Origin of the sequence: Acinetobacter sp. ACNIH3, assembly GCF_002918965.1 — a bacterium.
Classification (GTDB): Bacteria; Pseudomonadota; Gammaproteobacteria; order Pseudomonadales; family Moraxellaceae; genus Acinetobacter; species Acinetobacter schindleri.
On the sequence record NZ_PQLP01000015.1, the window covers coordinates 10218 to 25072 of the forward strand.

A 14855-nucleotide genomic window follows, 5' to 3' on the forward strand; every position below is an offset into this window, starting at 1 on the left:
CAGAACATGACAAATTTTATTGTAGTAGAAAAAGATTCTTTAAATAAAGTATCTATCAACACGCAACATATCACTTTAACAGAAGCATCAATTGTCCATACCAAAATGCATCGTAATGATGTAGCAGAGTTTTTACGTGATGGCAATAACCTGATTTTAAAGTTAAATAATGGTGAAACTGTCCTTATCGAAAACTTCTTTGTCGTATATGACAAAGTTGATTCTGATCTGGTTTTTGAAGAAGATGGTTGTATCTTATACTGGTTTGATGGTGTTTCTGGTTTTAAGGGAATACCTGGGCTTGAGGTCTTATTACCTGCTAGTGCGGCAGGTGGGTCTTTACTGCCATGGATTATTGGTGGTGGTGCTGTTATTGGTGGCATCATTGCAGCCGCAGGAAGTGGCGGTGGAGGGGATAAAAACGCATGGCCAATCGCCGTTAAGGATGAAATTACAGGTGTTGAAGATACCCCAGTTAATGGCAATGTTTTAACTAATGATCGTGATCCTGATGGAAACGCAATCACAGTTACTCAATTTGTTGTGGAGGGGAAAAGCTATAATGCAGGCCAAACCGTTACAATTGATAAAATTGGCGAGCTAACGCTCAATGCCGATGGAACTTATCACTTTGTCCCTGCGACTAACTGGAATGGCACCGTTCCAACAGTTACTTATACAATTAGTGATGGCCAGGGTGGAACCGCTTCAGCGGAATTGGTAATCACAATTACACCTGATGCAAATCCTTCGATTAGCATAAAAGATGAAAATGGCGGCAGTGAAAATCCGAACAATACTACTGATACATTAATTGAACAGGGGCATGTTACTGTATATGAACAGGGTTTAACTGATACATCGGGTTCAAATAAAGAAGCGGGTAGTATTACGATTGGGGCTGGTGATGGCGTAAAGTCTGTTACGGTTGGTGATACCAATATTTTGCTAACAGATCTGGAAAATGCCTCAACTACACCGATTATTATCAACACGCCTCATGGCAAGATCATCATTACTGACTATACGCCAAATGGTCAGGAATTTAATGGCGTATCTACGGGTGGCACCATTACTTATGAATATGAACTAGATCAACCTGTTACCAACGATGCATCACACACCGATAACTTTCTGGAAGAAGTCGGTATATCTGTGACAGATCAAAGTAATATTGTGAGCAGTGGCAGTCTAGTCATTAGCATTATTGATGATGCACCACTTGCCAAAAACGACATCGATAATGTGGCTGCTAATCAATTTACCCCTGAAACTGGAAATGTACTGACGGGTGTTGGTACGAGTAGTGGGGCTACAGGTGCAGACAAAATTAGTGCCGATGGAGTGAGCATCTCCACAGTGGTTAGTGATAATGTATCTGCTAACGTGGTAACAGATGATGGCACAACGCTGACGATCGAAGGGCAGTATGGTACTCTAATACTCAATAAGACCACAGGTGAATATAGTTACGAGCGTCATGAAGGTACGCCGGGCGGTGTAAATGAGGTATTTACTTATACATTGGTTGACGGTGATGGGGATAGCTCAACAGCTAGCTTGACATTAGTCATTGGCAATAGTGCGCCTCTTGTTACGCTTCCTTCGAGCGATGGAGAGAGTACCAAAGTCTATGAATCAGGTTTGAATAATGGTGGCTCTAAAGCATCTACTGATAAGGAAACAACAAGCGGTACAATTGCTTTTACCTCTCCAGATGGTTTGGCTTCTCAAGATGCAGTGAAGTTAGGTGGACATACCCTAACGACAGCAGATCAAACATTCTCGGATGGTTTAACTGCACGCTATGAATACAATTCGGCAACTGGTACAGGTACTATCCACTATAGCTACACACTTCCTGCGAATACGTCAGGTGATAATACCAATGCAACATTTGCAGTGGAAGTGACAGATATCGATGGCGATAAAACAGCTTCGGGTGATCTGGTTATTAATATTATAGATGACGCACCTGTTGCGACGCCTGACACGAATAGCATTACAGAAGACAGCGTACCTAATCCAGTCAGTGGCAACGTACTGACAGGAGGCGTATCTAGTGGAGATACAGCTGATACCCAAGGCGCAGACAAAGCTAACGTCAGTGGAGTACAGGCTGGAACAGTTGCGTCAGGTGAACACGTAGCAAATGGCGCATTGAATACAGCAGTGAATGGAGAATACGGAACATTAATTCTCCGTGCTGACGGTAGTTACACCTACCAATTAAATAATAACAATACGGATGTAAATGCCCTTAAAGATAACCAAAGCCTCCAAGACGTATTTAGTTACACCATTACCGATGGAGATGGAGATAAATCGACAGCGACCATTACCATCACCATTAACGGACATACCGATGGCGCACCTAACGTGGTTATCACTGATCATAATGGATCAGCGCTTGGTGCGAACAGCATTGCCGAAAATGCAACGACCCCAGTACAAGGCGAGTTTACCGTCAACGCAGCAGATGGACTGAAATCTATCACGATTGGTGTCACGACCATTCTGACCAGCGAACTCTTGGGTCTATCCCCGACCACACCAAGAACAATCATAGGTACACAAGGAACACTCACCCTTACCGACTATGATCCAGTAACAGGCAAACTCAGTTATAGCTACCAACAAAGTGGCACCAGCAAAAACCACAGCGGTGGTGATAGCAGCGTAAGTGATAGTTTCCCAATTATAGTGAAAGACAATGACGATGAAAGCTCAGCAGCGACGAATCTGGTCATACTCATAACAGATACCGACACAGAAGCCAAAGCTGACACAGGACAAGTGACAGAAGACGGTGCAGCACTTGAAGGAAACGTGATCACAGGTGGCAGTAGCAATAGTGCAGATGTTGCTGACCGTTTAGGTGCAGATGCAACACAAGTGACAGGAGTCAGCAAAGGAAGCTCAACAACAGAACAAACAGGTAATGTTGGTGGAACAGGACTTGCAGGTGACTACGGCACACTGATACTCAATAGCGATGGTAGTTACAGCTATACCGTTGACCCAAATAACGCAACCGTGAATGCATTAAAAGATGGAGGCAAGCTCACAGAAACATTTAGCTACACCATTAAAGATGCAGATGGGGACTGGAGTACCACGACATTAACCATCACCATTAACGGACATACCGATGGCCTACCAAGCATTACACCGAACGATGAGAACGGAAACAATGTTGGTGGTCAGATTACAGTGTATGAAAGTGGTCTAAGTACAGGTAGCAATGCAAGTGCAGCGAGCGAATCTGCCAGTGGAACGATTCAGATCAATGCAGGAGATGGCTTAAGCAGTATTAACATAGGCGGACAGACCTTTAGCCTTTCACAATTACAATCACTGAGTAGCAGCAACCCATCGGCAGCGATCAACGTCGCTGGTGGAACCATCGTTCTAAATGGTTTTACGGCAAATAGCAGTGTAGGTGGTATCCCAACTTCAGGTAGTTTGAGTTATACCTATACTTTGAACAACGCCCAGACACATAGCGTTGTTGGAAATGATGGTTTACTTCTGAGTGGCATTCCACTGAGTGTCACAGATGCAGGAGGGGTAACCACAACAGGTAGTCTGGTTGTACAAGTGATTGATGATGTTCCGACTGCTGTGGCAGATACTGGTAGCCTTAGTGAAGGTGGTGTGCTGAGCGTACTTGCTGCTGACGGTGTATTAACAAATGATACTGCTGGCGCAGATGGTTGGGTGAATACTGGTGCAGTGGTTGGTGTGGTATCGGGTGATACTGCAACGAACAGCGCTGGTGGCGTTGGAGGCAGGATAGATGGCCAATATGGCTATATCACTTTAAATGCCGATGGCAGTTATACCTATGTATCAACCGCTGATGCAGTAACAGCTGATGCACAGGATGTATTTACTTATACGGTACGTGATGCGGATGGTGATTTAACTCATTCAACGCTTACGATTAATGTGGCAAATGTCAATCTAACACCAGCCCCAATTAGCAATACTGTCAATGAAAGTGGTCTTGCGGGTGGTTCAACTGCGGGTACTGGTCATACCGTAACAGATACAGTGAACCTACCATCCGAGGTCAAAGCAGTACCCGTTACTAATGGTTCGACTCAATATGGGACGTTCAGCATTGATGAAGATGGTCATTACACATACACACTGACTAAACCATCAAATGGCGATAATGTTGAGGATACGTTTAGCTATACAACTAAGGATGCTCAGGGCAATAGTACAACGAATACCGTAACGATTACGATTATAGATGACGCACCTGTTGCGAAGCCTGACACGAATAGCATTACAGAAGACAGCGTACCTAATCCAGTCAGTGGCAACGTACTGACAGGAGGCGTATCTAGTGGAGATACAGCTGATACCCAAGGCGCAGACAAAGCTAACGTCAGTGGAGTACAGGCTGGAACAGTTGCGTCAGGTGAACACGTAGCAAATGGCGCATTGAATACAGCAGTGAATGGAGAATACGGAACATTAATTCTCCGTGCTGACGGTAGTTACACCTACCAATTAAATAATAACAATACGGATGTAAATGCCCTTAAAGATAACCAAAGCCTCCAAGACGTATTTAGTTACACCATTACCGATGGAGATGGAGATAAATCGACAGCGACCATTACCATCACCATTAACGGACATACCGATGGCGCACCTAACGTGGTTATCACTGATCATAATGGATCAGCGCTTGGTGCGAACAGCATTGCCGAAAATGCAACGACCCCAGTACAAGGCGAGTTTACCGTCAACGCAGCAGATGGACTGAAATCTATCACGATTGGTGTCACGACCATTCTGACCAGCGAACTCTTGGGTCTATCCCCGACCACACCAAAAACAATCATAGGTACACAAGGAACACTGACCCTTACCGACTATGATCCAGTAACAGGCAAAGTCAGTTATAGCTACCAACAAAGTGGCACCAGCAAAAACCACAGCGGTGGTGATAGCAGCGTAAGTGATAGTTTCCCAATTATAGTGACAGACAATGCCGATGAAAGCTCAGCAGCGACGAATCTGGTCATTCTCATCACAGATACCGCCCCAGAAGCCAAAGCTGACACAGGCACAGTGACAGAAGACGGTACAGCACTTGAAGGAAACGTGATCACAGGTGGTAGTAGCAATAGTGCAGATGTTGCTGACCGTTTAGGTGCAGATGCAACACAAGTGACAGGAGTCAGCAAAGGAAGCTCAACAACAGAACAAACAGATAATGTTGGTGGAACAGGACTTGCAGGTGACTACGGCACACTGATACTCAATAGCGATGGTAGTTACAGCTATACCGTTGACCCAAATAACGCAACCGTGAATGCATTAAAAGATGGAGGCAAGCTCACAGAAACATTTAGCTACACCATTAAAGATGCAGATGGGGACTGGAGTACCACGACATTAACCATCACCATTAACGGACATACCGATGGCCTACCAAGCATTACACCGAACGATCAGAACGGTAGCAGTGTTGGTGGTCAGATTACAGTGTATGAAAGTGGTCTAAGTACAGGTAGCAACGCAAGTGCAGCGAGCGAATCTGCCAGTGGAACGATTCAGATCAATGCAGGAGATGGCTTAAGCAGTATTAACATAGGCGGACAGAACTTTAGCCTTTCACAATTACAATCACTGAGTAGCAGCAACCCATCGGCAGCGATCAACGTCGTTGGTGGAACCATCGTTCTAAATGGTTTTACGGCAAATAGCAGTGTAGGTGGTATCCCAACTTCAGGTAGTTTGAGTTATACCTATACTTTGAACAACGCCCAGACACATAGCGTTGTTGGAAATGATGGTTTACTTCTGAGTGGCATTCCACTGAGTGTCACAGATGCAGGAGGGGTAACCACAACAGGTAGTCTGGTTGTACAAGTGATTGATGATGTTCCGACTGCTGTGAATGATAGCAATAGCATTCCTGTAGGTAGTTTGGCAGTAGTTACTGGTAATGTGGTCAGTACTGACACGAAAGGTGCAGATGGCGCACGAGTAACTACAGTAAAAGCAGATACTGCTAATGGGTTATATGTCACGATTGATCCAGTTGGTAACTATCCGGTTGTTGGTAAATATGGCACATTAACGATCCATTCTGATGGTAGTTATAGTTATGCACGTAATGCAGGTTCAGCTGGTGGTGTAATTGACGTATTTACTTATACTTTAACGGATGGCGATAACGACACATCAACAGCACAATTGACAATCAACATTGCTGATGCAACCCCGACCAGTACAATACCAACGGCTGGTGGTGCAACAACGACAGTCTATGAATCTGGTTTAAATGATGGTGGTACAGAAGCTTCAACCAATAAAGAAACCACCAGTGGCACAATTAGCTTTACCTCTCCAGACGGTCTGGCAGCCAGTGATGCCATTAAGCTGGGTGGACATACTTTAACTACCACGAATCAGACCTTTTCAGATGGTCTAACTGCGCGTTATGAATACAATGCAGCAACTGGAACGGGTACGATTTATTATAGTTATACCTTGCCTGCAAAAACGAGTGGCGATAATACAACAGCTACTTTCGCTGTTGAAATCAAGGATGCTGATGGAGATAGTGCAACAGCAGGGAATTTGGTCATCAATATTGTTGATGATGCACCAATCACCGTAGCGGATACAGGAAGTGTTACAGAAGGCGCGCTTTTGACCAAAGATGCAGCCAGTGGTGTACTTTCTAGCGACCAGTCAGGTGCAGATGGTTGGGCTATTGGTGGTGGTGTAGTCGGTGTTGCTAAAGGCAATACAGGTACAACTTCGAGTACTGGAGTAGGAACAAGCATCACAGGTGATTATGGTACGCTTACATTAAATGCCAATGGTAGTTATAGCTATCAAGCGGATCCAAACAAAATAACAGCCAATGCACAGGATGTATTTACTTATACAGTGTGTGATGCTGATGGTGACTTAAAAACATCTACCCTTACCATTAATGTGCAGGACGTTACAGCCAATCCATTAACTACAGTGGGTAGCGTACGTGAGGATGGGATCGATGCCAATGGTACTCAGCCTGCGGGAACAGATGCGAGTAGTTCTAGCAATATTATTAATGGTGATTTGAATCTACAGACGGGTTGGACAGCACAAGCAAAAACAGGCACTACAGCAAATGGAACGTATACCGTCAATTCAGATGGTACTTATAGCTTTACTTTAACTTCAGCAACCAAAGATTTAGCAGGCAATGAAACCAATAGCTTCACTTACACTGCTGTAGACCAATATGGTAATAAGGTCACCAATACCGTAACCATTAGCATTGTTGACGATAAACCTAAAATCAGTGAGAACGATGCAAAAGTTGGTCGTATAACTGTTGATGAAACTAATTTTGGCTCAGGTTCTGTTTCTGCAACAGATGCTAATTTTGTCAAAGATGTATTCACCCCTGTGTATGGTGCGGATGGTCAAGCTACAAGTAATGCGTTGATTTATACACTTAACATTAGTTCCAAAGGTGTGGATAGCGGATTAGATACCACCAGTGGCCAAAATGTCTTGCTGTATAAAGTAGGTAATCAGATTGAAGGACGTGCGGGTAGTGAATCAGGCGATGTGGTATTTCGTATCTCCATTGCTCCGACCACGGGTGCTGTTATCTTAACTCAATCAAAAGCACTTAAACATCCCGTGGGCGGTTCTTCTTATGATGAAAGTCTTTCTATCAGCAATGCAGGTTTAATTACCCTAACTGCAACTGCTACAGATGGTGATGGTGATGCGGTCACCAGTGATCCTGTTGCGGTAGGTGATCGTTTTATCTTTAAGGATGATGGGCCATCAATTGGTTCTGCGCCAGCAGTAACTTCTGTAGATGAAAAAGGTCTAGCGACAGGAAGTGAACCAAACACATCGTTACTCACCGCAGAAGGCAATTTGAGTGTGAGTTATGGTCAGGACGGGTCAGGTAATGGCGGCGGTTTAAGCTTTGCTGCAAATCAAACTGCTTTAAAGGCAGTGCTAGATAGTACAGGTAATAGCGGTATAAGCTTTAGTATTAATGAGGCAGGTAACGTACTGACAGCCAAGCGTGGCGGCAGTGATGTGTTCAAAGTCACTTTGGATACGACTACAGGCAAATATACCTTTGAACTATTGGGTTCATTAAACCATCCAAGTCATACTACACCATTGAATCTGAATTTTGACTTTATTGCCAAAGATGGTGATGGCGATACGGCATCTGGTAGTTTCGTTGTTCAAGTGATTGATGATGCACCAAAAACTGAGATTGTGATCACGATGGATGAGGATCATAGTTATGGTCCGTTCACCACCTCAGCTGATTCACGACTTGAGAATATTACCATTCAGGATGCGAATGGTAATACCATTGCTGGAACAGATAACGGTAATGGAAGCAAAAGTTTCAGTGTTGCACATGGCACTGTGACTGTAGATGAGGCTGGTCGAATTACTTATAAACCTGCCGATAACTATAGTAACTATGATGGAAGCTCTTCGACCAGTCCCGATACATTTAAAGTACTAGTTACTGATGACAGTGGGCAAACCACAACAACCAATGTGACTGTAAATGTAAATCCAGTCGCAGATGCACCAAATTTAGCCGGAACAACGGGTGTGGGTGGTAATGTAACACTAGCAAATGTGACTACGAATGAAGATACGGCTGTTATATTGGGTCTGAAAGCACCACGTGTAATCGATGCTATTGATCAAAATATCAATACAACAACGGGTGATAGCCCAGAACGTCTAGGCGTGATTACTTTAAGCGGTATTCCTGCTGGCGCAGCGCTCTTATCTGGTACTGATGCTACATTATTCACATCGAATGGCGGCAATATCTCCATTTGGTTAACCGATGTTAATCATCCGACTGATGAAACCAGACCAGCAAATGCTTTGGAGATGACGTCTGCTCAGTTTGAAGCATTAAAGGTTTTACCACCTGCGGAAAGTCATGCCAATTTTACCGTAACGGTAAGTGTAACCAGTTATGAAGTTGACGATAACGGTGCTAAAGTTTCTGGTGTTAACGGTGAAACCAGTACTGCAACAGTCGTGGTCAATGTTCGGGCGGTTACGGACGGTATCGATCTGAAAATTTCAGATGGCACTAGTTTTGTTGATACAAGCAGTACGACACCTGTGATTAAAGAGATTGCGGAAGATACTGCACTTAATTTGACTAATTTGTTGCAAGTGACATTGGCGACTGGTGGCGATGGTAATTCGATTGCCGACACCGATGGTAGTGAGCAACGCTGGATGACCATTACGGGGTTACCAGAAGGTGCAACCTTAACTGTAAGTGGACAGCCTCACACCATTACTGCAACAGAATCGTTGAATGGCTATCGAATAGACATTCCAAATAATTACAATGGCGTTTCACCAAGCTTACCATCGATTACAGTGACACCACCAAAAGACTTTAGTGGTGACATTAACAATATCCAGATCACGCTACATGCGCAGGACCAAGATAGTGATGGTGTAGGTAATGGGCCGACTACTGGAACTAAAAGTACTGACAGTGTTTATTTAAATCTACAAGTTACGCCAGTAGCAGGTGATGTCGCAGCAGGTGATGTTTCTACCAATGAAGACACAGCAGTTGCTTTCCTGCAAAATGTAAGAGTGACGGATACGACTACTGGTACAGAAGTCATTACACAAGTCGCATTTGAAATTCCGACAAGTTGGGTCGTGACTGCTCCAACCAATAACGGAGAATGGAGTATTAGTGGAGATGGTTCGAGCAGCTCTCCATATACCATCACTTTTAACAGCAATGTGACTGAAGCAGACCGTGAAGCTATATTGGATGGTTTCACAATTTTGCCGCCAGCACACAGTAGTCAAGATGCAACCATTCAAGTAAGTGTAACATCAACTGATACCAATGGTTCGGATACAGATACCCAGACTAAAACTTTGCCAATAAAAGTCACTGTAAATCCTGTTGCTGAAATCGGGGGTAATCTTCCTGGTTCAGGTGATTCTGATAAAGATGGTACAGCTGACCTGACCATGACAGGTGGTCACACTTACACGACAGCAGGTGCAGAAGACACATGGTATACACTGGGTACTGAGAGTGGATTTAACCTTGCCAATGGCTGGACGAATCAGGACGCAGATGAACTGACTTATGCACATTTAACTCCTGAGTTAGTTTCAGGGGATAGCTATGCGACAGTCATCGGATCACAATTCAAATGGACAGTTTCTGGTGTTGACTATACTGCAACTTATACAGGCACACCAATTGATGTACCTGTTAGTGCATTGTCAACATTACAGTTCTTGGCTCCTGAAAATGTATCGGGTACCTTTAAAATCAAAGTTGAAGCTTATACAGTAGACTATGATGATGACAATGAAGGGACGGGTACACCAACGACAGCAGTATCAGGTGAAGCTTGGTTAGAAAATATTATCATCGAACCTGTTGCTGATGGTATTAATACCTTGTCATTAAATGGTCGTGCGATTGGTTTGGAAGATACGCCAATCCCACTGTCTATTACGCCAAGAAGTTCTGATCCATCAGAAACCTTTAATATCGCCATTTCAGATATTCCTGCTGGTGCAAAAATTATCTATGGCGGCGTAGAACAAACGATTACTAACGGTTCAGTCACGATCTCTAACTTTAGTACATCTACGCCACTGACGATTACTCCACCTTTTAACAGCAATGTAAACTTTACCTTAAGTGTTACTGCGACGGCGACGGATGGTAACGTCACATCTGCTTCATCTAGTCCGCTCTCTATACCTGTTACAGTTTATGGTGTAGCAGATACACCGACAATTACCTTAAAAGATTATGACAGTAATCAGCCTGGTGTACAGTCTTATACAACCACTGAAGCTAATCTGGATGGTACTGCCCAGCATAAAGTGTCACTCTCTAATTTGATTGAAAATGTTTCATCGATTGATAATACAGATGGCTCAGAAAGCTTTACCCTTCGTATCACTGGCTTAGCCAAAGATTTCAATCTGGGTGGACCAGCCACTGTTTTGGTCACTGGCACAGGTGAAGAACGTGTCTGGGTGATTAAACCAACAGATTTAAATAATGTATTTATCACAGTACCAGAGAATTACAGTGGCAATGTGAATTTCAAAGTTGCAGGCGTTTCTACTGAAAATGATGGTGATTCCAAAACTGGTGTATTAACTGACGTTAATTTCACAGTGACACCTTCTGCCGAAGCAGAAGCAACGACCAGTGCGACACTGGTTGAAGATGAAATTACGACCCTGAATTTTGGCATTGTTCATGTAAATGGTGACAATGACGAAACTTTGGGACATGTTTGGATTGCACAGAATCAGGCGGCAGGAGCAAACTATACTTTATATCTGGGTACTGGCACATCGGCTGTTCTTTTAAGTAATGCAGGCTTACCAACTGAAATGATTGATGGGAAGACTTACTATAAACTGACTGCTGAACAAGGTCAAACCCTTGCAGCTAAAGGTGGTGATCAGCTTGATGGTGATCAGGGCTTCTTCACTTACAAATATGAAGTGACCGATAATCATTATGGTTCGGTGCAAACCGCACCAGCGGACACGGTGGTTAAAGATGGAGAATTAAAATTAACGGCGAGTGCAGTTACCGATGCTGTTGAGTTATCTGTTACTGGTATTTCTGGAATAAGCAATACCACTTCATCATCAGATCAAGATGCAAATGATGATGCTAATCCAGATACCGCAACATTGACTGCAACGGATACTGTGACCGTTAATCTGAACGTCGCTTCGATTGACCATGATGGCAGTGAACACGTGGTTCGTATCTTGATCGAAAATGTGCCAGAGGGTGTAACTGTACAAGGTGCAAATGTTCAACAGATAGGTGCTGGTACATGGGTACTGGTCTATCAGGCAAATAATGCACCTTCAATCAACGCACAGGGTGGTATTGATGTACCAGTCACTTTCAAGATTGGTTCCGACGCGGATGGCTTAACAGACCATCCGATTAAGATAACTGTACAGACACAAGATCTAGGGTCTGATTTGACTGCTATAACAGACATCAAATCTGATTCAGTGACATGGTATCTAAATACAGATTTTGCTGAGGCTCCAGGCAGTAAAGCACCGCTTATTGACCAATGGCAATATAATGGTGCATCTGCTACGGAAGATACACCATTTAAATTAAGCGATGTGGTAGATCAAGCCATTACCATTCAGGATAATTCGGCAAGCAAATTGTTTACTGTCACCTTGAAAGATTTACCAGCAGGTACAATCGTCAATGGTATGGTACAAACCATGATCGATACAAATAATGATGGTAACCCTGATACCCCAGTATGGACAGCAAGTGTTACGGTAGATCCGAATGCCACTGATGCCGAAGCCGAAGCTGCTTTGCAAAATCTGTTAGACAGTATTGTGATCACGCCACCAGCAGACTGGAATGATAATGGTCAATCTGGACAGTTCCATTTCGTTGCGACACTTACGACTTCGGTCTTGGGTGGCGCTACCGAAGAGGCAACGATTCCGATTCAAGACATGACGATTCCAATCGCTCCTGTGACGGATAATCCGATATTCACCATGTCTGGAGATAGTATGGTGGGTGAAGGTGCGACAGCAATCACAAGTTCTATTACACTCGACCCTGCCGATGGAAGTTTTGGTAAGGTTGTCGATGGTAAAATGTATGTGCAAGTCAATGCTGCTGATACAACCGATGCCATGGAAGGTGGTCAGCTATACATCACGGGTAGTACAACACCACTTGTTTTACAAAGTGTAGATATTGATGGTGATGGTACAACTGATGGTGAGTTCTACGTCATTGACATTGATGAAAATGGCGGAACAGTAGGCTTAACGTATACCATGCCAAATGGTGAGAAAACTGTACCAGGTAATGTATCATTTACTGCTTATGCAAAAGTACAAGAAGACGGTGCAGATGTTAAAGCAGTCAGTGTCAAGGGTTCTGTGGAAGTTCAACTGATCAATAATGGTGTAAATGTTGTTTCACAAAACTTTATTGGTAATGAGTCAAAACTGGCAACTAAAGCCAATGCAATTGAGCTGACTGGTGCAGGTGGACTAAGCGTGAGTTTGAACGATTCAGATGGTTCAGAGTCTTATGGTGCAATTTTGCTATCTGATGTTCCAAATGGCTTCTTGGTTTATGTCGGAAATGATGCGGCATCCGCAACGCTTGCAAGTAATGCAGGTGGTGATGGCACAACCAACACTTGGGTACTCTCAGAAAGTGGTGGACTACCAGCTTATGTTGCGATATTACCGCCGATACACTGGAGTGGTACTGTTGGAAACTTACAGTTGGTTGTAACTTCTGGTGAAAGTAGCTTATCTCCTTTAACTGAAACCAAAGACATTGGAGATTTGGTGGTTAATGCCTTAGCCAATGGCGTTGATATCAAACCGACTCAAACTTTCGGTAAAGAAAATGAGATTATTCCACTTACCCTGAATGCATCGATGCATGATCCAAAAGTTTCAGAAGTTGCAAATGACAGCAGTACTGAAACTATGACCATTAAACTCACAGGTCTGGGTCAATATGCCTCTTTTTATATCGATGGTGTACAGATTTCATCTAGTCAAATTACAGTAAGTGGAACTGGATCAAGTACGACTTATACCATTACAGGTTTAACCCAAAGCAATATAGATAAGTTAGGCTTTAAACAGGCGAAAGCAGCTTTAACTGATCAGGATTCAGCGACTGCAGGTACACAAATCGGGGTAGAAGCATGGACAGTTGAAAGTGGTGCTGGAAATAGTGAATCTGCTCATGTTTTTACGAACATTACTGTAAATATGACGGCCCAAAAGGCTACAACAGGTAATGATACCTTGCTATATACAGCAAGTAGTATTAATGCTGGAGCAGGTACAGATACGATTCAGCTCCGTTCTGGTGAAACTGTATCAGGTGCTACTTTGGCAGCAAATCTGAAGAATGTTGAAGTGCTGGATTTGTCTGTAAATGGAGCAAATAATATCACTAACCTGACAGCATCACATGTATTGACCATGACTGATGCGGCACATACCTTGAAGATCAATGGTACTGCTGAGGATACTGTTGAACTTGGTTTAGGCTGGACACAAAGTGCAACCAATAATGGTTATGTGACATACATCAGTACCGTATCGGGTACGGCTGTCACTTTGCTGGTGAGTGAAAATGTTCATACCCAATCTGGAGTAAATCCATTATCAGCGAGAAGCTTCAGCGTAGCTGAAACCAGTTCGGATGATGTGATTGTGGCCAAAGCGGGTAACGATACCATTACGACGGGTCAGGGTCACGATACATTGATTTATAATGTGCTAGATGCGAGTGATGCCAAAGCGGGGCATGGTATTGATCATTGGACAGATTTCGGTTTTGGTTCTACCGCAACAGATAGCAATGCCGAAACGATTCAATTCTCATCAGAATTCTTTAATGATTTGCTTAGTGATAGTGATTTGACATCATCTCATCTTTCACAAGTCGAAAAATTCATTAAGGTTGACTATGATGCAGCAACTGAATCTGCAACCGTGAAAGTAGATCGTGATGGTGAAGCAAATGGTTCAAATTATCAGGATCTTTTGGTCTTAGAACATCAAACTTCGAATGTAACGCTTGCAGAGCTGTTAAATAATCATCAAATTACGATTGGCTAACTTATCGTGTTTATGAATAAAAGTTGCCCCATCCGTGGGGCAATTTTTATGCTAGATGTGAATAATTTCGCTAAATCATTTAATGGCAAAACAAAATTCCAGTACAATGCTTGAGTTTTGATTTTCCTCATCATTATTATAGTCGT

The 14855-nt window shown here is 43.4% G+C and carries 1 protein-coding gene; it reads left to right on the forward strand.

Annotated elements, in window-relative coordinates; genetic code table 11:
- The first annotated feature begins 6 nt into the window (after positions 1 to 6).
- Positions 7 to 14709 (forward strand): VCBS domain-containing protein, encoded by a 14703-nt coding sequence (locus tag C3420_RS08200; RefSeq protein ID WP_103857230.1) that lies wholly within the window; start codon positions 7 to 9, stop codon positions 14707 to 14709.
- The last annotated feature ends 146 nt before the right edge of the window (positions 14710 to 14855 follow it).

What these genes read in the sequence shown, in the direction of transcription:
- C3420_RS08200 (WP_103857230.1), top strand. Translation starts at nt 7, where the DNA reads ATGACAAATTTTATTGTAGTAGAAAAAGATTCTTTAAATAAAGTATCT.